The organism is Caldovatus sediminis (genome assembly GCF_014644455.1).
Taxonomy (GTDB): Bacteria; Pseudomonadota; Alphaproteobacteria; order Acetobacterales; family Acetobacteraceae; genus Caldovatus; species Caldovatus sediminis.
On the sequence record NZ_BMKS01000023.1, the window covers coordinates 14539 to 35646 of the forward strand.

The 21108-nt window shown below is 75.0% G+C and carries 18 protein-coding genes and 1 tRNA gene; 9 read left to right on the forward strand and 10 right to left on the reverse strand.

Features of this window, described 5'->3' with window-relative positions:
* Window positions 1-239 precede the first annotated feature (239 nt).
* The 4 genes from IEX99_RS21020 to nadC all read left to right on the forward strand — a co-directional run bounded on the left by IEX99_RS21020 (window position 240) and on the right by nadC (window position 4676).
* Complete coding sequence (locus tag IEX99_RS21020) at window positions 240-1550, forward strand: MFS transporter (protein ID WP_188903974.1); 1311 nt, start codon at window positions 240-242, stop codon at window positions 1548-1550.
* Window positions 1547-2692 (forward strand): NUDIX hydrolase, encoded by a 1146-nt coding sequence (locus IEX99_RS21025; RefSeq protein WP_373285239.1) that lies wholly within the window; start codon window positions 1547-1549, stop codon window positions 2690-2692. The genes IEX99_RS21020 and IEX99_RS21025 overlap by 4 nt, the downstream gene beginning before the upstream one ends.
* Window positions 2693-2820: 128 nt before the next feature.
* Complete coding sequence (gene nadA, locus IEX99_RS21030) at window positions 2821-3804, forward strand: quinolinate synthase NadA (RefSeq protein ID WP_188903976.1); 984 nt, start codon at window positions 2821-2823, stop codon at window positions 3802-3804.
* Between the two features lie 20 nt (window positions 3805-3824).
* A complete protein-coding gene (gene nadC / locus IEX99_RS21035) occupies window positions 3825-4676 on the forward strand; it encodes a carboxylating nicotinate-nucleotide diphosphorylase (RefSeq protein ID WP_188903978.1) in 852 nt (283 codons plus the stop codon).
* Window positions 4677-4699: 23 nt separating this feature from the next.
* Here the strand turns inward: nadC and IEX99_RS21040 are convergent, their stop codons facing one another.
* The 10 genes from IEX99_RS21040 to IEX99_RS21085 form a co-directional block, all read right to left on the reverse strand.
* The gene (locus IEX99_RS21040) at window positions 4700-6127 is read right to left on the reverse strand and encodes an alkaline phosphatase family protein (RefSeq protein ID WP_188903980.1); all 1428 of its coding nucleotides are present in this window, start codon (window positions 6125-6127) and stop codon (window positions 4700-4702) included.
* A 61-nt stretch (window positions 6128-6188) separates the two neighbouring features.
* On the reverse strand, window positions 6189-6497 hold the full coding sequence (locus tag IEX99_RS21045; RefSeq protein WP_188903982.1) for a DUF4387 domain-containing protein: 309 nt from the start codon (window positions 6495-6497) through the stop codon (window positions 6189-6191).
* A 5-nt stretch (window positions 6498-6502) separates the two neighbouring features.
* Window positions 6503-7990: a methylaspartate mutase subunit E gene (locus IEX99_RS21050; protein ID WP_188903984.1), complete on the reverse strand. Its 1488-nt coding sequence runs from the start codon at window positions 7988-7990 to the stop codon at window positions 6503-6505.
* Complete coding sequence (glmS, locus tag IEX99_RS21055) at window positions 7987-8460, reverse strand: methylaspartate mutase subunit S (protein WP_188903986.1); 474 nt, start codon at window positions 8458-8460, stop codon at window positions 7987-7989. The genes IEX99_RS21050 and glmS overlap by 4 nt, the downstream gene beginning before the upstream one ends.
* The gene (locus IEX99_RS21060; protein WP_188903988.1) at window positions 8457-9836 is read right to left on the reverse strand and encodes an acyclic terpene utilization AtuA family protein; all 1380 of its coding nucleotides are present in this window, start codon (window positions 9834-9836) and stop codon (window positions 8457-8459) included. Before IEX99_RS21060 ends, glmS begins: the two co-directional genes overlap by 4 nt.
* Entirely contained in the window at window positions 9833-11254 is a 1422-nt protein-coding gene (gene glmL / locus IEX99_RS21065) for a methylaspartate mutase accessory protein GlmL (protein ID WP_188903990.1), read from the reverse strand. Before glmL ends, IEX99_RS21060 begins: the two co-directional genes overlap by 4 nt.
* A gap of 157 nt (window positions 11255-11411) precedes the next feature.
* Window positions 11412-13304 carry a TRAP transporter permease gene (locus IEX99_RS21070; RefSeq protein ID WP_188903992.1) on the reverse strand — a complete coding sequence of 631 codons (1893 nt, stop codon included), beginning with the start codon at window positions 13302-13304 and terminating at the stop codon, window positions 11412-11414.
* Window positions 13305-13333: 29 nt separating this feature from the next.
* On the reverse strand, window positions 13334-14296 hold the full coding sequence (locus IEX99_RS21075) for a TAXI family TRAP transporter solute-binding subunit (RefSeq protein ID WP_188903994.1): 963 nt from the start codon (window positions 14294-14296) through the stop codon (window positions 13334-13336).
* Between the two features lie 264 nt (window positions 14297-14560).
* Window positions 14561-15388: a glycoside hydrolase family 19 protein gene (locus IEX99_RS21080; RefSeq protein WP_188903996.1), complete on the reverse strand. Its 828-nt coding sequence runs from the start codon at window positions 15386-15388 to the stop codon at window positions 14561-14563.
* Between the two features lie 717 nt (window positions 15389-16105).
* A tRNA-Thr gene (locus IEX99_RS21085) sits at window positions 16106-16180 on the reverse strand.
* A 472-nt stretch (window positions 16181-16652) separates the two neighbouring features.
* On the opposite strand from IEX99_RS21085, the gene dcd reads away from it, so the two are divergent.
* The 5 genes from dcd to infA all read left to right on the forward strand — a co-directional run bounded on the left by dcd (window position 16653) and on the right by infA (window position 21084).
* Entirely contained in the window at window positions 16653-17207 is a 555-nt protein-coding gene (gene dcd / locus IEX99_RS21090) for a dCTP deaminase (protein ID WP_188903998.1), read from the forward strand.
* Window positions 17208-17226: 19 nt separating this feature from the next.
* Complete coding sequence (gene murA / locus IEX99_RS21095) at window positions 17227-18486, forward strand: UDP-N-acetylglucosamine 1-carboxyvinyltransferase (protein WP_188904000.1); 1260 nt, start codon at window positions 17227-17229, stop codon at window positions 18484-18486.
* A gap of 41 nt (window positions 18487-18527) precedes the next feature.
* A complete protein-coding gene (gene hisG / locus IEX99_RS21100) occupies window positions 18528-19238 on the forward strand; it encodes an ATP phosphoribosyltransferase (RefSeq protein WP_188904028.1) in 711 nt (236 codons plus the stop codon).
* Window positions 19235-20536 carry a histidinol dehydrogenase gene (gene hisD, locus IEX99_RS21105; protein ID WP_188904002.1) on the forward strand — a complete coding sequence of 434 codons (1302 nt, stop codon included), beginning with the start codon at window positions 19235-19237 and terminating at the stop codon, window positions 20534-20536. Before hisG ends, hisD begins: the two co-directional genes overlap by 4 nt.
* Window positions 20537-20865: 329 nt before the next feature.
* A complete protein-coding gene (gene infA, locus IEX99_RS21110) occupies window positions 20866-21084 on the forward strand; it encodes a translation initiation factor IF-1 (protein ID WP_188904004.1) in 219 nt (72 codons plus the stop codon).
* The last annotated feature ends 24 nt before the right edge of the window (window positions 21085-21108 follow it).

Below are 21108 nucleotides of genomic sequence, written 5' to 3' on the forward strand. Positions count from 1 at the left end.
GCCGGCGCGCGGACGGACCGCCGGGCGGGGCGGCCCGGCTTTCCACCACCTCGCGCCGCCGCCCGCGCCGGCGGCGCGCCCGTGCCGATGAGCGGCCCTCGTTCCTGTCTTCCTTGCCCGCCTTGACCGCCAGGCCCGGCGCGTGGCACGCGGGACGCCGCGCCTGCTGGGCGTCGCCCTCGCGCATGAGGATCGGCCGGGCTCAGGGTGTCGGCCCCGCCGGGCGGAGGGGAGCACGCATGCCGACCGCAAGCTCGGCCGCCGCCGGCCAGCTCCGGCTCGGCCTCCGCGCCAACCTCGGGCAGTTCTCGCTGCTGGTGCTGGTCAACGCCTTCGTCGGCGGCATGGTCGGGATGGAGCGCAGCATCCTGCCCGCGATCGCCGAGCAGGAGTTCGGCCTCGCGGCGCGGGCGGCGATCTTGTCCTTCATCCTCGCCTTCGGCCTCTCGAAGGCCTTCACCAACTATCTCGCCGGCCGGCTGTCCGACCGCCACGGGCGCTGGCCCGTGCTGGTGGCGGGCTGGGCGCTCGCCGCGCCGGTTCCCTTCGTCCTGATGTGGGCGCCGGGCTGGGAGTGGGTGGTGGCGGCGAACGTCCTGCTCGGCGTTAGCCAAGGGCTCGCCTGGTCCACGACAGTGATCATGAAGATCGACCTCGCGGGGCCCCGCAACCGCGGCCTCGCCATGGGGCTGAACGAGTTCGCCGGCTACCTCGCGGTCGCACTCGCGGCCTGGGCGACCGGCTGGATCGCCGCGCGCCACGGGCTCCGCCCCGCCCCCTTCTGGCTCGGCGTCGCCTTCGTCGCGCTGGGCTTCGGCCTCTCGGTGCTCCTCGTGCGCGAGACCCGGCACCATGCCGAGCATGAGGCGCGCACCCGTCCCGGCGGCGCGCCGTCGCCGGGCGGCGCGGCGCGGCCATCCGAGCGCGAGGTGTTCCTGCGCGCCACGCTGACCGACCGGAACCTCTCCAGCGCGACCCAGGCCGGGCTGGCGAACAACCTGAACGACGGGGCGGCCTGGGGACTGTTCCCCCTGGTGTTCGCGGGGGCGGACCTCGGCCTCGCCGAGATCGGCGCGCTCGCGGCGCTCTATCCCGCCGTCTGGGGCGCGGCGCAGCTCGTCACCGGAGCGTGGTCCGACCGCGCCGGGCGCAAGTGGCTCATCGCCGGCGGCATGGCGGTGCAGGCCGCAGGGATCGCGGCGATCGCGCTCTCCGCGGGCTTCGCCGGCTTCGCGGCGGGATCGGTGCTGCTCGGCCTCGGCACGGCGATGGTCTATCCGACGCTGCTCGCGGCCGTGGCCGACGTCGCGCATCCGGCCTGGCGGGCCTCGGCGGTCGGCGTCTACCGTCTGTGGCGCGACCTCGGCTACGCCTTCGGCGCGGTGGTGGCGGGCGTGGTCGCCGACGCGCTCGGCCTGGGCATGGCCCTCTGGGTCGTCGCCGCGCTGACCTTCGCCTCGGGCGCCGTGGTGGCGCTGCGCATGAGCGAGACGCTGCACCGCGAGGACCCGCGCCCCGCCGCTGGCCGCACCAGGGAGACCCAGGCATGACCGATGGCGGCACGCTGTTCCTCCTCGACGACCCGGCCCGTGGCGCGGAGCGCTGCCACGGCGCGCTCCGCCTGGCGGGGCCGCCGCTGGAGCGGGCGCCCGGCGCGGTGGCGGCGACGGCAGCGGCGTGCCATGAGGATCCAGGCCCGCCCGTCGCCTCGGGTCAGGGTCACCCGAGCCGGAGCCGACCGCTGTCCGCCGTGCCCGCCGCCCCTGCCCAGTCCATCGAGGTCGAGCTGATCGCGGTGCTGGTCGCCGTCGCGGAGGACGAGCCGCGCGTCCTGACCATCCGCGACGGCGCGCTGCTGCCCTCGGGCCCGTTCGAGACCGGCCACCGCTCGCTCCAGGCGGGGCTTCGCGCCTGGGTCGAGCGCCAGACCGGCCACCCGCTCGGCTATGTCGAGCAGCTCTACACCTTCGCCGACCGCGACCGCTCGGCCGAGGACGCGGCGCGGCGGTTCGTCTCGATCAGCTACCTCGCCCTGACGCGCCAGGCCGCCCGGGCCGCGGGGCAGCACGACGCGAGCTGGCGGAGCTGGTACCGCTACTTCCCGTGGGAGGACTGGCGCGACGGGCCGCCGCCGATGGTCGCCAAGGCCATCGCCCCCGCGCTGCGGACCTGGGCCGCGGCGGCAAGCGAGCCGGCCCTGCGCCGCGAACGCCAGCGGCGCGCGCGCATCGCCTTCGCGCTCGGCGGCCTGCCCTGGAACGAGGAGCTGGTGCTGCAGCGCTATGAGCTGCTGTTCGAGGCGGGGCTGGTGCCTGAGGCGATCCGGCGCCGTGGCGGCGACGGGGCGGAGGCGCTGCCCGGCGCGCCGATGCTGCACGACCACCGCCGCATCCTCGCGACCGCCATTGCCCGGCTGCGCGCCAAGATCAAGTACCGCCCGGTGGTGTTCGAGCTGATGCCGGAGAGCTTCACCCTGCTGCAGCTGCAGCGCACGGTCGAGGCGCTGGCGGGACTGCGCCTGCACAAGCAGAACTTCCGCCGCCTGATCGAGCAACAGGCCCTGGTGGAGGAGACCGGCGAGGTTGCGACCGAGACCGGCGGCCGTCCGGCCAAGCTGTTCCGCTTCCGCCCGCAGGTGCTGCACGAGCGGGCCGCCGCCGGCACCAAGCTGCCCCTCGCGCGCGGGGTCTGAGGCGCCTCCGGTCCGGCATCCGGCGGCCGCGCTTGACGGCCTGTTATGCTCGGCAATAGCATAATTAGGGGCCCGACGGGCCCTTTTCCTGGCCCCTTTTTTGCTCTTTCCGAGCATAAGGAGGACGCATGCCCGCAGACGCCGCCGTCCTGGACCGCACCGCCCCGCTCTACGAGCGCGTCCGGCGCGTCATCCCGCCCATCGAATGGCCCGTCTTCGCCGAGGACATCGACGCGATCCTCGCGCTGAAGCGCCGGCGCAACGCGGTGGTGCTGGCGCACAACTACCAGACGCCGGAGATCTTCCACTGTGTCGCCGACATCGTCGGCGACAGCCTCGCCCTCGCGCGCGAGGCGACGAGGGTGGACGCGGAGGTCATCGTCCTCGCCGGCGTGCACTTCATGGCCGAGACGGCGAAGCTGCTCAATCCGGGCAAGACCGTGCTGATCCCGGACCTCGGGGCCGGCTGCTCGCTGGCCGGAAGCATCACCCCCGCCGACGTCCGTCTGCTGCGCGCGCGCCATCCCGGCGTGCCGGTTGTGGCCTACGTCAACACCTCGGCCGCGGTGAAGGCGGAGTCCGACATCTGCTGCACCTCGGGCAACGTCCGGAAGGTGGTGGAGTCCCTCGGCGCGCCGCGCGTGATCCTGCTGCCCGACGAGTACCTGGCGCAGAACGTCGCGAAGGAGACCGGCGTCGAGGTCATCACCTGGGCCGGCCACTGCGAGGTGCACGCGCGCTTCACCGCCGCCGAGATCCGCCAGCTCCGGCGGGAGAATCCGGGCGTCGTGGTGCTCGCCCATCCGGAGTGCTCGCCGGAGGTGGTGGCGGAGGCGGACTTCGCCGGCTCCACCGCCATGATGAGCGACTTCGTCGGCCGGAACAGGCCCGCCCGCGTGGCGCTGATCACCGAGTGCTCGATGAGCGACAACGTCGCCGCGCAGCACCCGGGGGTCTCCTTCGTCCGCCCCTGCAACCTCTGTCCGCATATGAAGCGCATCACCCTGCCCAAGATCCGCGCCGCGTTGGAGGAGATGCGGCACGAGGTGACGATCGCGCCGGAGGTCGCCGACCGCGCCCGCCGCGCGGTCGAGCGCATGCTGGCGATCTGACCTCGCGGGAGGTCGGAACGATGACCATCCCTTCCCTGCCGATGGTGATGCTCGAGCCGCTGGTGCGCGCCGCCCTGCTCGAGGACCTCGGCCGCGCCGGCGACCTCACCACCGACGCCATCGTGCCGGCCAAGGCGCAGGCGCGCGTCGCGCTGACCGCCCGCCAGCCCGGGGTGGTGGCCGGGCTCGACCTGGCGCTGCTCGCGTTCCGGCTGGTCGAGCCGCGCATCGAGGCGGCGGTGGAGCGGCCGGACGGCACCCGGCTCGCGCCCGGCGACGTGATCGCGACGCTCTCGGGCCCGGCGCGCGGCCTGTTGACCGCCGAGCGCACGGCGCTCAATTTCCTCTGCCACCTCAGCGGCGTCGCCAGCGCCACCGCTTCGGTGGTGGAGGCCGTGCGCGGCACCCGCGCGAGCATATGCTGCACGCGCAAGACCATGCCGGGGCTGCGCGCCGTGCAGAAGTACGCGGTGCGGGTCGGCGGCGGTTCCAACCACCGCTTCGGGCTCGACGACGCGGTGCTGATCAAGGACAACCACGTCGCCATCGCCGGCGGCGTCCGGCCGGCGGTGGAGCGCGCCCGCGCGCGGGTCGGGCACATGGTGAAGATCGAGCTGGAGGTGGACACCCTCGCCCAGCTCGAGGAGGCGCTGGCGCTCGGCGTGGACGCGGTGCTGCTCGACAACATGGCCCCGCCGGCGCTGCGCGAGGCGGTCGCGATGGTCGGCGGCCGCGCGATCACCGAGGCGTCGGGCCGCATCACCCCGCAGACCGCGCCCGAGGTGGCGGCCAGCGGCGTCGACCTGATCTCCATCGGCTGGCTGACGCACAGCGCAACGGTGCTCGACATCGGGCTGGACCACCGGGGCTGAGCCCGGGGTGGGCGGGCGGCGGCTCAGACCGCGCGGGTGAGGGCGGTCGGATAGCGCCGCCCCTCCTGGCGCATCAGCTCGAGCGCGAAGCCGCGCGGCAGCGCGCGGGTCTCGCGCTCCGGCGGCGCGTCGGCGGCGCCGTCCCAGGCGGCGCGGAGCACGCGGCCCTCCATGCCCTCCGCGGCGGTGCCGAGCAGGTGCAGCAGGGTCGGGGCGAGGTCGCTGAGGTCCGCCGCGCCCTGCACCACTGCGCCGCGGCGGAAGGGGCCGCCCTGCATCAGCAGCACCGTCGCCAGCTCGCGCCGGTGCAGCCCGCCGTGCATCGCCCCACCCTCCGGCACGTCCGCGACGTCGAACGGCGCGGTGCCGGGCAGGCCGCCGGGGTCAGGCGCCTCCTCGCCGGCGAAGGCCAGCATCAGGTCGGGCGCGCGCGGGTGCGCCGCGCCGAACAGGGCGAGCGGCAGCGCGTCCGCGAGGCCGAGCGCCGCCGGATCGCGGGCCAGCAGCGCCGCCGTCCAGGGCTGCGCGGCGAGGAAGCCGGCGACCGGGCCGGCCAGCGCCGCGGCGTCCCGCAGCCAGAGGCCCGGTGCGGCCCCGGGCGCGACGACCACGTCGGCGCCCGCGTCGAGGCTCGTCCCGGCGCGGAATCCGGCGCGCCGCAGCGCTTCGGCCAGCGAGACCTTGCGCGGCCCGGTGACCATGCCGTGGTCGGAGAGGACGACGAGGCCGATCTCCGCCGCGTCCGGCTGGGCATCCCGCCACGCCGCCACCCGGCCCACCAGGTCGTCGGCCGCGCGCAGCGCGACCTCGCGCGTCGCGCCGGCGCCGAGGCCGAGGTAGTGGCCGCTCAGGTCCGGTTCCGGGCACCAGAGCAGCGCGACGTCCGGGCGCAGCTCCGGCAGCACCAGCTCGGTCAGCACCCGGCCGAGGAAGACGACCCGCGCGGCGTTCGGCACCGCCTGCGGCGGCGTCGGGCCGCACCGCGCGCGCACGCGCGCGGCCGCGGCGCCCGCGGTGTCGGCGACGTTCCAGCGGAAGCCGCCCAGCCGCTCCGCCTCCGGGAACAGCAGGAAGGCCGAGCCGGAAGTGCCGCCGGAAACGACCGCGAGCCGCCTCCCGGCCGCGGCCAGCCGCACGCCGAGCGTCGGCCGTCCGAGCGGCGAATCCCCGCCGGGCGGCACGAGCAGCGCGAGGTCGCCGGCCTCCGCGGTGCGCAGCAGCCGGTCCGGCAGCACGCCCGCGTCGAACAGCGTATTGGCCGCAAGGCCGTGCGCGCCGGGGCGGCTGCCGGTGGCGAGCGAGGCGCAGGCGACGCGCGTCTCGCTCGGAAAGACGCTGCGCGCCCGCGCGAAGCGCGCGCCCGCCGCGGCGAGCCGCGCCAGGTGGGGCATCGTCGCGGGCACGACGAGGTCGGGCCGCAGCCCATCGAGGACAAGGACGATGAAGCGCATGCGGCGACCGTTCCAATCCGAACTCGCGGCGGGCGCGAGGCGCCTCGGGGAAGGCGCCGTCTCAGGGAACCTCGATCGGATAGAGCAGCACGTGCTGCTGCGCTCCGTAGAGGTCGGTGTCCTGCACCGATCCTGCCGGCACCTGGCGCGCGAAGCTCACCTTCATCGCAAGCGCGGCCGGGTGGTGGAACACCTCGACGGCCTCGACCGGCCGCCTGTAGAGCGCGGCCATGCGCTCCCGCGTGATCGCGCCCGACCGCTCGACGCGACGGTAGGCGGCCTCGTCGCCGAACAGGATGTCGAGGGTGACGCAGTAGGGGCCGGCGTTCTTGCTGCGGATGACCCGCGCGATGTCCTCGAGCCTCGCCATGTCGCTCAGTCCCTCACCAGGAAGCCGCGGGAGATGGAGAAGATGTCGTCCACGATCGTCTGGTAGTCGATCGGCCGGCCGCGCGCGGCAGCGCGCCGCTCCAGGCAGGCGCGGTGGCGCGCGAGCACGGCCGCCGGCACAGGCACTCGGCCGGGATCGAGGTAGCGCACCGCCCCCGCCGCGTCGCGCGCGACCATCACCTCGCCGCGGCAGTGCCGGCTGGCAGCGAAGGGGATGTCGAGCAGCCCGGCCTGGAAGCCGCGCACCGTCGCCAGCGCCGGATCGCCCTGACCGAGGTCGAGCGCCGCATCGAGGATGGCCCGCATCTCGGCCTTCATGTGCTCGACCTCGGTCTCCACCTCCTCGCCCGCGAGCGCCGCTCGCTGGCCGCGCATCACGCCGACCACCTGGCGGATCGCCTTCAGCGTGTCGGCGTTCGCCTCCTTGAGCGGGATGCCCACCCCCTCCTGCACGGAATTGGCGATGAACTCGTCCGCGCCGGCGAGCACGCCGCTCACCGCATTGTAGCAGACGATGCCGAAGGCGCGCGCCGTGTCCTCCGGGTACTTGCCGCCCCAGCTCTTGCGGTCGATGGTGATCGCGGCGTCGGCGTAGCCGAAGCGGCGGACGACGTACTCCTCCACGATCTCGCGGATGGCGCGCACGCCGGCGATGTCCTGCGCCAGGTTGCCCATCAGCCGCGCGTCCACGGCGAAGCTGCGCGCGCCCTGCGCCGCCGCGATCAGCGTCTCCAGCACCGCGGCGGCACCGAGCAGCGTGTTCGGGAACGGCGTCGAGGTGCCGATGCCGTGGATCTGCAGCCCGATCGGCACGCCGAGCTCGGCGTAGCGGCCGATCAGGCGGAACACGTACTGCCAGTTGGCGATGGTCTCGGCGAATCCGGTGTCGCGCGAGTAGTGCGCCGTGTAGTAGATCGGCCCCGCGGTGACCGACGACATGCCCGCCGCGAAGGCGATCTCGCAGGCGAGCTGCGGCACCACCGTGCCGATGCGCAGCTCCACGGGGACCTCGACCGCCTCCACGACCTGGCGGGCGCCGCGGACGCCGTGGTTCACGATCGGGAAGCCGTTGAGCAGCTCCTTGCCCTGGCGCTCGCTCGCCCGCAGCGCCTCCTCGGCGCTGGCGTATTTCAGGTTGCGGGTCTGGCTGTCCACCGTCGTCGGCACGATGTCCGCCTCGCCGACCTCGGCGAGGTGGCGCACCAGCTCCGTGTGGCCGGCGAGCGTGGTCACGCCGCCGTAGGGCTGGATCAGGACGGTGCCGGTCTCGCGCCCCCAGGCGCGCTTGCGCGGCACGTTCGCGAGCGCCGGGCGGCGCTTGTGGAGGGCGGCGGCCTCGGCGAGGTCCACCTCCGCCCCGGTGCGCCAGCCGGCGAGGACGCGCGCGCGCTCCGCCTCGAAGCGCGCGTCGTCCCAGCGCCCGGCGGTGACCGGCGGGGCGGCGGCCGGGCGCGAACGGGTGGCGGCGCTCATTCGGATGCCTCCGCTGCCGCCCCGGCGCGCCGTCGTCGCGCCGCGATGTCGGCGGCGAGGTCCCGGATCGGCACGTCGGGGCTGGTGCCCGGCGGATAGACGCGGTCGAGGCCCATCCCCTGCGTGAAGCGCCGCTCCACCCCCGACCATTCGGGCTGGCGGATGGTGAGCTGGCCGCCGGCGTAGATCAGGATGTCGCCGATGCCGGCCTCCACGCAGGCCCCGCGCAGGCCGGGCAGGTGCAGCTCCGCATGGCCGTTGAGCGAGGAGACGAACAGCGCATCGGCCGCCGTCTCGATCGCCGCCTCGACGAATTCCTTCTGCGAGGCGAGCGGGCCGAGCGAGACGACGGCGAAGCCGGACCGGCGCAGCGCGTACTCCATGATGCGGATGCCGATCACGTGCACGTCGTCGCCGATCACGCCGGTGACGACGGTGCCCTTGCTCGCCGAAGGGGCCGGAGTGCTCATCGGGCGGTGCCTCCGATCTCGCGCATCTCGATGGGGAACGGGGCGCAGGGGTCGTCCACCGGCATCAGGTGGTGGACGTTGAACTCGTACACCTTCCCCGCCGGCAGGACGTCCGGCGAGAAGGGGTGGGCGACGTTGCCGCTGGTGCAGAGGATGCCCGGGTAGCGCAGGTGCAGGTAGTACTGCTTCGCCACGCCGCAGACCGTCTTGGCGATCGCCTCCGTCCGCCCGACCACGTCGATCAGGACGAAGATCTCCCGCACGCCGGCGAGGATCGGCTCCGGCTCCGCGGCGCCGAGCACGGCGTCCTTGCCGTAGATGCGGAACTGCAGGGTGTAGTCGGCCGGGTCTATGGCGCCGGCGAAGGTGCGGGTCACGACGGCACGCGCCTCCTCCGCCACGTGCTCCGCCGCGGCGATCATGCGCGGATCGCGGATGCCGCCCATCGCGATGCAGCGGTGGCCCGCGAGCCGCGCGCCCTCGAGCTTCACGTAGTAGCGCCCGGTCGGGCGCCAGACGGAGCCGGTGACGCGCACGCGCCGCTCGTCCGCCTGCTCGTAGCGCGAGTCCGTCAGGTCGATGATCCCGCCGGGCTCCTCGAGCCGGAACGGGTTGGAGGTCTCGTAGAGCGCGTGCGCGGCGACCGAGACGGGGGTGCAGCGCAGCCGCGGCGCCATCGACTCCACGGTGAACCAGCCGTCGCCCATCACGCCCATCGAGGCGTCCCGCCCGCCGGGGTCGGCACAGGCCGAGGCGCACTCGATCAGCTTGGCCATGTGCATGGCGAGGCCGCGGTCGTAACCCCGCATGATCGGCACCGCGGCGAACATGGAGGTGTCGCAGGCGCGCCCCGCGACGACCAGGTCGGCGCCCATGCCGATCGCGCGCTGGAATGGCTCGACGCCCATCTGCGCGACGATGGCGGTCGCCTGGTCGAGGTCGGCCTCGGTCAGCGGGGGCGCCGGGCCGCTGGGCAGGATCGCGCCGGCGCGCAGGGCGGCGCGCACCGTCCGGCGCGGGATGTCGGCGCGGATGAGCGCCATGCGGAAGCGGAGGCCGCGCTCGCGCGCGACGCTCTCGATCACCTCGGCCACGGCGTCGAGCTGCTCGGAGCGCCCGGCGGTGCCGGCGGACCCCATCAGCAGCGGCGCGCCGGTCTCCTTGGCGGCCTCGAGCACCAGGCGGATGTCGCGGCGCAGCGCTTCGCCGCCCACCACCATCTCGCCCGAGCCGAGGCAGTAGGGCCCGGGGTCTATCGAGCCCATGTCGGCGCCGATCACGTCCGGCCCCGCGGCGACGCCGCGCCGCAGCGCCTCCTCCGGAATGCCGTAGCCGAGCTGGCCGGTGGCGGAGAGGATCTTCATCGGCTGCCTCATGGCGCGGTCACCGGGGCGGCAGGGCTGGCGGCGGCATCGGACGTCCCCTCCAGGCTGCGCGCCGCGAGGGCGGCGGCGGCCCCCGGATGATGGGGGGCGAGCAGGCCCACGGCGAACAGCACGTAGTCGCGATCGACCAGCAGGCGCGGCGCCTCCGGCACCAGGCGGCCGCGCCGTCCGGCGCGCGCCAGCGCCTCGCCGAGCAGCGCCGCCGCGTCCGGCCGCGCGGCGAAGATCCCGCCGCTGGCGACCAGGGCCCGCGCCCTGCGGAGGTCCTTGCCGACCTGCAGCACCATGCCCTGGCGCAGCGGGATCGGCTCGATCTCCCCGGCGTGGCGGTGCAGCGCCTCGGCGACGGCGGCGACGGCGAGGGCGCGGTCGATCGGGTCCGCGGCGTCGCGCAGCAGCTCCGGCCGCTCCGCGCGCGCCTGCGCCTCGCGGCGCAGCGCCTCGGCGCTGGTGCCGGCCGCCTGCGCCAGGGCCTCCGCGCCGAGCGCGTCCGAGGCCGCCGCGGCGCTGACCCGCAGCCCGAGGTCGCCCTCGACCGTGCGCTTCGCCCGCGGCTCCGGCAGGCCGCGCAGCACCGCGCCCGGCCCCGGCTCCGCCCCGCCGACCGAGTGCACGTCCGTGGTCGCCCCGCCGATGTCCACGACGACAGTGGTGCCGAGGGCCGGCGGGCCGTCCGCCAGGAAGGCGGCGGCGTCGAGCACCGCGCGCGGCGTCGGCAGCAGGCCGTGCGTGGCCCAGTCGCGCAGCGCCTCGATGCCGCGCGCGACCACGATGCGCTCCAGGAACACCTCGCGGATCGCCGCCTGGGCGCTCTCGACGTTCAGCGCGTCGAGCCGCGGCAGCACGTTCTCCGCCACGCGCACCTCGCACCCGCCGGCGGCGAGGAGCGCCCGCGCCTCGGCCCGCGCCGACCGGTTGCCGGCGAGCACGACCGCCGCCGGCAGCCGCGCCTGCGCGAGCCGCCGCGCGTTCTCCAGCAGCACCTGCGCGTTGCCGCCGTCGGTGCCGCCGGTGAGCAGTACGATGTCGGCCTGTGCTTCCCGGATCGCCTCGATCTCCTCGGGCGCGAGGACGTAGCTGCCGGTGAAGACGACGCGCGCGCCGGCCCCGAGGCTCGCCCGGCGGGCGGCGGTGCCGGTCAGGTCCGGCACCAGGCCGAGGGCGGCGACTCGCAGCCCGCCGGCGGCGCTGCTCGCCGCGGCGCGGAACGCGAAGTGGCGGCCCGGCGTCGCCGCGCCGAGCGCGGCCGTCACCGCCGCGACGCCGCGCATGATTCCGGCGCCGTCCCCGCGCGTCGTCGGGTGCTGGCGCCGCGCCAGCAGCCGGCCGTCCGGGAGCGAGACGGCGACGCCCTTGGTCCAGGTGCTGCCGACGTCGATCAGGACGGCGATGTCCGATCCGCCGCTCATGCGCCGTTCGCCCGAGCAGGCCTCGTCGGGCCGCGAGGCCACGGCGCCGGCCGGGGGACGCGGCGGCCTCGGGCGATCCGCCGGCGCAGCCCCGCTGCCCGGGCCGCGTCGCGACGCCCGCCGCGCCGCCCCCGACGCCCGGCCGTCCCGCGCGCCGTCATCGGCGGGCCGCGCGCCCTCGGCGCAGCCAGGCGAGGCCGCCGAAGGCGAGGACGAGAGCGACGCCCGCGACGTCGGTCAGCGACCCGGGCTTGATCAGCAGCAGCGAGGCGCCTCCGAAGACCGCACGCTCGATCATCCCGAGCGGCGCGAAGAGCCATCCGATGATGGCGACCGACAGGGCGAAGATGCCGAGCGAGGCGGTCGCCACCGCCAGCCCGACCTCCAGCGGCTCGCCCATGCCGAGAAGCTGCGGCCCGAAGACGAACATGTAGGGGATGAGGAAGATGGACAGGCCGAGCCGGAAGGCCACCCAGCTCGTCCGCCACGGATCGCTGCCCGCGACGGCGGCGGCGGCGTAGGAGGCGATGGCGACGGGCGGCGTGATCGAGGACTTGGAGGCGACCCACATGATGAACATGTGCGCCGCGAGCAGCGTCACGCCGCCCTGCACCAGCCCCGGCGCGAGCAGCGCCGCCATGATGATGTAGGCGCCCGAGGTCGGCATGCCCATGCCGAGCACCACGCCCATGATGGTGGTGAGAACCAGCAGCACGATCATGTGCCCGCCCGCCGCGTCGAGGATGACGCCCGAGAGGCGAAGCCCGAGCCCGGTCTGCCCGATGATGCCGACCAGGATGCCGCCGACCGCGCAGGCCACGGTGACGGGCGCGACCAGCCGCGGCGCATCGGCCATGGCCTGCCAGCAGACGGTGAGGATGCGCCGCCGGTTCTCGGCGTCCAGCACGACCAGCAGCGCGACGAGCGTGGCGATCGCCCAGACGGCGGCGGTGGTCGGCGTCCAGCCGTCCACCAGGATGCCGATCATGACCACGATCGCGATCAGCAGGTAGCCCTGCCGCCGCAGCACCGCGAGCGCGGTCGGCGCGCCCGGGTCCGCGGCGGCGGCGAGGCCGAGCCGCCGCGCCTCCAGGTCCACCATGATGTAGACCGCGAGCGCGTAGAGGCCCGCCGGGATGACGCTGATCCCCATGATGGTGGCGTAGGTGGTGCCGGTGAACTCCATCATGATGAAGGCGGCGGCCCCCATGATCGGCGGGGTGACCTGCCCGCCGGAGGAGGCGACCGCCTCGACGCCCGCCGCGAACTCCTTGCTGTAGCCGCTGCGGTTCATGGTGGGGATGGTGAAGGCGCCGGTGGTGACGACGTTGGCGGCGGAGCTGCCCGTGAGCATGCCCATGAAGGTGCTCGCCACCACCGCGCTCTTCGCCGCCCCGCCCACCGCCCGGGCGGTCAGGGCGCGCGCGAGGTTGGTGAAGAAGTCCCCGGCCCCGCTCGCGGCGAGCAGCGAGCCGAACAGCACGAAGTGGAAGACGTAGTTGGCCATGACGGCCAGCGGCGCGCCGAACAGGCCCTCCGTCGTGAGGTAGCTGTATTCCAGCACCGCCTCGAGGCTGTAGCCGCGGTGCCAGAGCGCGCCGGGCAGCGCGTTTCCGAACAGCGCGTAGGCAAGGAACACGGCGAGCACGGCGACCAGCACCCAGCCCACCGTGCGCCGCGCCGCCTCCAGCACCACGACGAGCAGCCCGGCGGCGAGGACGGTCTCCGTCGTCGTCAGCGGCTCGACGAAGAGCATCCGCTCGGTGATGTAGCGGGCGTTGAGGAAGAGGTAGCCCGTGGCGGCGGCGGCGACGCCGATCAGGGCGAAGTCCCAGGCGAGCGCGAGCGGCCGCGCCGGCCCGTCCGAGCCGCGCGCGAGGAACAGCACGAGCAGGGCGAGGAGGAGATGCAGCGGGAAGTGCACCTCCCCCACCGGCGTGCCGAGGAAGCCGGTCCACAGGTGGTAGCCGGACATCGCGACCGCGACGGCGGTGCGGGCCCGGCCGAGCCAGTGGGCAATCCCGCCGCCGCGGGCCGCCGCCGCGCTCATCTCGCGCCGTCCTCGCCGGCCGCCGCCGGTCAGCGGAGCAGCCCCTTCTCGCGCCAGTAGCGGGCGGCGCCCGGATGGAACTCGACGCCGGGCGCCTGGGCGAGGTCGGCGAGCTGCAGGCCGGCGAGCGAGACGTGGATGTTGCGCAGCTTGTCGAGGTTCTCGGCCAGGGTGCGCGCGATCCAGTAGGCGTGCGCGTCGCTCATCTCCGCCCGCACGAAGATGAGCTGGTCGGTCACCACGGTCGGCACCGCCTCCACCTGGCCGCGATAGAGGCCTGCCGGCAGCTCCCCGTCGCGGAAGCCGGGGTTGAGCTGCCGCATCCGCGCGCGCAGGTCGCCGTCGATCGGCAGGAAGCGCACGTCCAGGCTCTGCGCCACCTCGAGGAAAGCGGGGCTCGGCGCGAGCGTCGTCGCCGTGAAGCCGACCACCCGCCGGTCCTTCATCTGCGCCGCGCCGTAGCCCTGGCCGCCGCGCGTGATCTCGAGATCCTCCTCGCGCATGCCGGCGGCCTCGAGCGCGAGGCGGAAGGCCTCGGTCGTCACGTTGCCGACCGGCTGGGAGGCGAAGCGGCGGCCGCGCAGCTCGGCGATGCTGGTGATGCCGCTGTCGGCCGCCACCACGATGTGCACGTGGTTCGGCCCGAGCGTGCCGATGCCGCGGATGTTGGTGATGGGCTGCCGGAAGGGCGGCTGCCCGCGCGCGGCGGCGGGCGGCACGACGCTCATGGTGAAGCCCATCTCGCCGCGACCGGCGGCGACCACCGCGATGTTGGAGACGCCGCCGCCGACCTCGCTCGAGGCGCGCACGCCCGCTTCCTGGAACAGGCGCGCGAGGCCGCCGCCCATGGCGTACCACGAGCCGCCCTGCGGGCCGGTGAAGATGGTGAGCTGCGGCGGCGCCTCGCCCTGCGCCGACGTGGTGCCGTTCAGGACGGCGCAGCCGAGCGCGACGGCCATGCCGGCGAAGACGATCGTTCTACGCATCTTCATGGACCCTCCCGTTTCCGGGCGCGAGTATGGAAGGCGGGCGCGCGCCCTGCCTAGAGGGCCAGGGTTGCCACGGCGCGCGAGGCCGGCGGCCGTGCGTCGCCCTCGCCGGCGGACCGCGCGGCGCTTCGAGGAGGGAGCGCCTGCCGGGCGACGCTTCGGCGGCGTGGCGGCGCGATGGCACCATGCCGCGCGGTCCCCCGGTTTCTCCGCTTCCACGCCCGCCCGGCGCCGGGATCCGCGTCGGCCTCCTCCCGCCGCGGCCTCCTACGCCGCGACGATGCCGAGGGCGACGCGGAGCGCCTCGTCGATCAGGCCTGGCGGCAGCCCGTGTTCCTGCCGAAAGCGCGTGATGGCGGCGATGGTGCGACGCCCGACGATGCCGTCCGCCGCGCCCACCTCCACGTATCCCTTGTCCTGGAGCGCGCGCTGGACCGCGACCGCCTCCTCGGCCGTAGGCTGGGGCTCGGCGTCGGGCTCGGCGAAGGTGCGGCGGACCTTGTCGAGCCAGGCGCGCCGGTCGGCGAGCCCCACCGTGCCGCCGTTGATGCGCCGCGTGACCGCCACGTAGTCGCCGCCGTCGCACAGGCGGTTCAGGCCCTTCCATTCCCAGAATGCGCAGGCGACGAGCAGGGCGTGGTCCGGGGCCGCGGCCAGATCCGGGCGCTCGACCAGGTCGAGGCCCGCGATGCGGCCGACGTTCCTGTAGCCGTCCCTGCCGGTGAGCTGGAGGTAGCCGCGGCCGCGGTAGCGCCAGCCATCGCCGGACTCGAACGGCCCGTTGCCCATCCTGTCGCTGTAGACGGTGTTGGCCAGGCGCTCCGGGTTCCCGGCGCAGGCGCGGGCGGCCTCGAGGCTCGTGAAGCGGCCCGGCCAGATCTGGAGGATCCGTTCGGCCCGGTAGTTCAGGTTCTCCACGGTGACGGTCAGGCCGGCCGATTCGTGGCCGATCTGGGCCAGGAAGAAATGAAGCCGGTTCGGCGCATGCCCGATCTCGAACCGGGCGAGCAGCGCCTCGGCCTGCCGGGCGAAGCTCGCGACATGGGCCTCGGCCGCCCGCGGATAGAGTGACCGTACGAGATCCCGCGACCACATCGTCTTCCCCTCCCCCTGAACGCCGCGCCCGGCTTCGGACTCGCGACCATGCCGCCCCTGGCGGGCGCCCCTCCCCCCAACGCCGCCTCGATGCGTCGCCGCGGTGCCGTCGGCGAAGGCAGGGCGCGCGGCGCGAGTGCGGCAGCCGGTCCGACGGCGGGCACGCGGCACGCCCCCTTCGCCAGACCGACCGCCAGGCGCCCTCGGGACGCGGGAATGGACCGGCGCTCAACCGCGGCACGCCGCCGTCCGGCCCGGGCGTAGCGGACGCGGACACAGGGCCGGCAGCGTCGGCATTGTGTAGGCCGCTTCGTGGCCGAGGGGCAATGATCGCCTTCGCCGGTTCACGCGCGCCCTTGGCGCGCTACCGGACGATATCCGGCGCCGCCGATGTCATGGCGACGATGCGACCGGCGGTCCCGCGGGCGGCGATCGCTGATCCGATGTCCCGGGCGCGGCCCGGCGGCCGTGCCCGACAGGCGCCCACGGACGAGGTGCGCGCGATCCGCCGCGCCTACAGCAGCGCCACCGGCACGAGCGGCCTGCCCATGCCGCCGGGCGGCTGGCGCCCTCGGGGCCGGTCGCGCCGCCGGATGGGCGAACGTGGTCGGGGGACGGCGCGCGGCGCGAATGCGGTCGCCGGGCATGGCAGGGCCGGGGGGTTCGCCGGTGCCGAGGCTCGGGCAGCGCTCGTCGGGGCTTCCTCGGAAACCAGGCTGGTGCTGCTGGCGAGGATTGAACTCGCGGCCTCTCCCTTACCAAGGGAGTGCTCTACCACTGAGCTACAGCAGCCCGGGCGCATGGTCGGCCCGTCCGGGCCTGCAGGAGGCGGCTAACTAGCCCCTGACCTCCCGCCTCGCAACCCCTGCCGGCTTGCCGCGCCCCCCGCGTCGCGCCACCTTCGCCTCCGCCATGCCCCCGCCGCAGGACGACCCGCCGCCTCCGCCGACCCGTTCGCCCGGCCGCGTTGCGAAGGGCGCGGCGTCTCCCCGCGCCGACCGCCTCGCCGCGGCGCTGCGGGAGAACCTCCGCCGGCGCAAGGCCCAGGCCCGCGCGCGGGAGGCGGCGCAGCGGACCGCGCCCGCCCCGCCGCCGGCGCCGCCCGAGGGGGGCCGGTCCTAGCGCGCCGTCCCTCCGCGCGGTTGCCGGCGCCGCCCCCGCCGCGCTATCGCTCCGCGCCCGAGACCGCGCGCGCCGGGCGACCCGGCCGCGCCCGCGCGTCCGCCCGTCCGCCGCCCAACCCGCCCGAAGGCCCGCCCCGCCCATGCCGATCATGCCCGACCACTGGATCCGCCGCATGGCGGCCGAGCACGGCATGATCGAGCCCTTCGTCGAGAGCCAGCGGCGCGAGGGCGTGATCTCCTACGGCCTCTCCTCCTACGGCTACGACGCCCGCGTCGCCGACGAGTTCAAGATCTTCACCAACGTGGACAACGCGGTGGTGGACCCGAAGGCCTTCTCCGAGAAGGGCTTCGTCACCCGCAAGGGGCCGGTCTGCATCGTCCCCCCGAACTCCTTCGCCCTCGCCCACACCGTCGAGTACTTCCGCATCCCGCGCGAGGTGCTGGTGATCTGCCTCGGCAAGTCCACCTACGCGCGCTGCGGCATCATCGTCAACGTCACCCCGCTCGAGCCCGAATGGGAGGGCCAGGTGACGATCGAGATCAGCAACACCACGCCGCTGCCGGCGCGCATCTACGCCAACGAGGGGATCTGCCAGTTCCTCTTCCTCAAGGGCGACGCGCCGCCCGAGGTCAGCTACGCCGACCGCCAGGGCAAGTACATGCGCCAGCGCGGCGTCGCGCTGCCGAAGCTCTAGGGACGCTCCGGGGGAGGGGATGGACCGCATCCGCATCCGCGGCGGCCGGCCGCTCGAGGGACGCATCCCGGTCAGCGGGGCGAAGAACGCCGCGCTGCCGCTGATGGCCGCGGCGCTGCTCTCCGACGGGCCGCTGACGCTGACGAACGTGCCCGACCTCGCGGACATCGCCACCATGGGCGCGCTGCTCGCCCAGCACGGCCTCGAGGTGGCGCACGACCGGGCGGCGCGCACCCTCACCCTCTCCGGCGCGGCGGGGAACCTGGTCGCGCCCTACGACATCGTGCGCAAGATGCGCGCCTCCGTCCTCGTCCTCGGCCCGCTGGTCGCCCGCTTCGGCGAGGCGCGCGTGTCGCTGCCCGGCGGCTGCGCGATCGGCACGCGCCCGGTGGACCTGCACCTCAAGGGCCTCGAGCAGATGGGCGCGGAGATCGCGCTCGAGGCCGGCTACATCCACGCGAAGGCGCCGCGCGGCCTGCGCGGGGCGCGCATCCTCTTCCCGCAGGTCTCGGTCGGCGCGACCGAGAACCTGCTGATGGCCGCGACCCTCGCCGAGGGCGAGACCGAGCTCGTCAACGTCGCCCGCGAGCCGGAGATCGAGGACCTGGCGCGCTGCCTGATCGCGATGGGCGCGCGCATCGAGGGCCTCGGCACCGACCGGCTGCGGATCGAGGGCGTGCGCCGCCTCGGCCCCGCGACCCACGCCGTCATCCCGGACCGCATCGAGGCCGGCACCTACGCCTGCGCCGCGGCGATCACCGGCGGGGCGGTGCTGCTCGAGGGCGCGCGGCTCGACCATCTCGGCGCGGTCGCGCGCATCCTGCGCGAGGCCGGCGTGGCGGTGGAGGAGGAGCCGGGCGGCATCCGCGTCTCCCGCCTCGACGGCCTGCGCGGCACCGACGTCATGACCGAGCCCTTCCCGGGCTTCGCCACCGACATGCAGGCGCAGTTCATGGCGCTGATGTCGGTGGCCGAGGGCGCGGCCATGGTCACCGAGACGATCTTCGAGAACCGCTTCATGCACGTGCCGGAACTGAACCGGATGGGCGCGCGCATCAACGTGCACGGCGCCTCCGCGATCGTGCGCGGCGTGCCGAGGCTGTCCGGCGCGCCGGTGATGGCGACCGACCTGCGCGCCTCCGTCTCCCTGGTCCTCGCCGGCCTCGCGGCCCAGGGCGAGACGATCGTCAACCGGGTCTATCACCTCGACCGGGGGTATGAGCGGGTGGAGCAGAAGCTCGCCGCCGTCGGCGCCGACATCGAGCGCATCCCGGGCTGACCGGACGGGACAGACGCCACCTCCCCGTGCTAGACGCCCCCATGGACACCCACATCGCCACCCCTCTCGATCCCGCGACCCCGGCGGATTCCGGCACGCTCGTCCTGGCGGTGCCGAAGGGGCGCATCCTGTCGGAGCTGGCGCCGCTGCTGGAGCGGGCCGGCATCCGCCCCGAGCCGGATTACGCCGACGAGAACAGCCGCCGCCTGCGCTTCCCGACCGACGATCCCGCCCTCGACGTGGTGCGGGTGCGCAGCTTCGACGTCGCGACCTTCGTCGCCCACGGCGCGGCGCAGATCGGCGTCTGCGGCGCCGACGTGCTGATGGAGTTCGACTACGACCAGATCTACGCCCCGCTCGACCTCGGCATCGGCCGCTGCCGCGTCAGCGTCGCCGAGCCCGCCGAGCTCGCCGGGCGCGACGACCCGAGCCGCTGGTCGCGCGTCACCGTCGCCACCAAGTACCCGAACATCGCCCGGCGCCACTTCGCCGCGCGCGGCGTGCAGGCGGAGGTGGTGGAGCTGAACGGGGCGATGGAGCTCGCCCCCTCGCTCGGCCTCGCGCGGCTGATGGTGGACCTGGTGCAGACCGGCGCGACCCTGAAGGCGAACGGGCTCATGGAGACGGAGGTGATCGCGCACGTCACCTCCCGCCTGATCGTCAACCGCACGGCGCTGAAGACCCGGCCGGAGGTGATCGGCGGCTGGATCGCCCGCTTCCGCGCCGCGCTCGCCTCGGCGAGCGCGCGATGATCCGCCTCTCCACCGCCGATCCGGGCTTCGAGGCCGGCTTCGCCGCGCTGCTCGCGCAGGCGCGCGAGACGACGGCGCGCGTGGACGCGGCGGTGGCGGCGATCATCGCCGAGGTGCGCGCGCGGGGCGATGCGGCGCTCGTCGAGTACACCGCCCGCTTCGACCGCTGGCGCCCGGCCGACGCCGCGGCGCTCCGCGTGACGGAGGAGGAGATCGAGGCGGCGCTGCGCGGCGTGCCCGCCGGGCTGCGCGCCGCCCTCGACCTCGCCGCCCGGCGGATCGAGGCCTTCCACCGCGCGCAGATGCCGCGCGACCTCGAGATGCGCGACGAGGCGGGCCTCTGCCTCGGCCTGCGCTGGACGCCGCTCGACGCGGTCGGGCTCTACGTGCCGGGCGGCAAGGCCGCCTATCCCTCCTCGGTGCTGATGAACGCGATCCCGGCGCGCGTCGCCGGCGTATCGCGCCTCGCCATGTGCGTGCCGGCGCCGGACGGCGCGCTCAACCCGCTGGTCCTCGCTGCGGCGCGGCGCGCCGGGGTCAGCGAGATCTGGCGCCTCGGCGGCGCGCAGGCGGTGGCGGCGATGGCCTGGGGCACGGAGAGCCTCGCCCCGGTGGACCGCATCGTCGGCCCCGGCAACGTCTATGTGGCGGAGGCGAAGCGCCAGGTCTTCGGCCGCGTCGGCATCGATTCCATCGCCGGCCCCTCGGAGGTGGTGATCCTCGCCGACGCCGCGAACGACCCGCGCCACGTCGCGCTCGACCTGCTCGCCCAGGCCGAGCACGACGAGGCGGCGCAGTCCATCCTGGTCGCCGACGACGCCGCCTTCGCCGACGCCGTCGTCGCGGCGGTCGAGGCGGAGCTCGCGACCCTGCCGCGCGCCGCGATCGCCGCCGAGAGCTGGCGCCGCCACGGCGCGGTGATCCTGGTGCGCGACTGGGCGGAGGCCGCGCCGCTGGTTGACCGCCTCGCGCCCGAGCACCTGCAGCTCATGCTCGCCGAGCCGCGCGCCGCGCTGGCCGGCATCCGCCACGCCGGCGCCGCCTTCCTCGGCCGCTTCTGCCCGGAGGCGCTCGGCGACTACGTCGCCGGCCCGAACCACGTGCTGCCGACCGGGCGCACGGCGCGCTTCGCCTCGGGGCTGTCCGTGTTCGACTTCCTCAAGCGCACCACCTGGATCGAGGCCGACCAGGCCGGCCTCGCCGCGATCGGACCGGCGGCCGTGGCGCTGGCGGAGGCGGAGGGGCTCGATGCGCACGCGCGCAGCGTCGCGGTGCGGCTGGCCGGGCGCGGTGCCTAGGCCCGTTTCCGCTCGGCCGCGCCCGCCGCGCGGCTCCGGCTCCTTCCGGGCGGCGGCAAGACGCGGACCTGATCGCAGGAACCGTGCCCGCCTGCCCCCCAGGCCCGCGGCGAGCGCGGCGGCGGCGCGGATGCGGCTGCGGCTCGCGACCGGGCGACCGGCCAGCCTGCCCGGTCCCACGGCCTTGCCCGGATGGCCGCGCGCTTGACCCCGCCCACCGGCCCACTCATCTTCCGCGCCGTCGGTCAACCCCCGCCCGAGACCCCCGGCACCGGCCCCTGCCGGGCCACTGCGACCGACGACGCCCGTCCGCGCGAAGAAGGAACCTGATGTCGAAAGAAGATATGATGGAATTCAGCGGCACCGTCGTGGAGCTGCTGCCGAACGCCATGTTCCGGGTGAAGCTCGACAACGACCACATCGTGCTCGCCCACACCAGCGGCAAGATGCGCAAGAACCGCATCCGCGTCCTGGCCGGCGACCGGGTGAACGTCGAGATGACCCCCTACGACCTCACCAAGGGCCGCATCACCTTCCGCTACAAGTAGCTCCGTCCGGCGAGGGGGAACCCG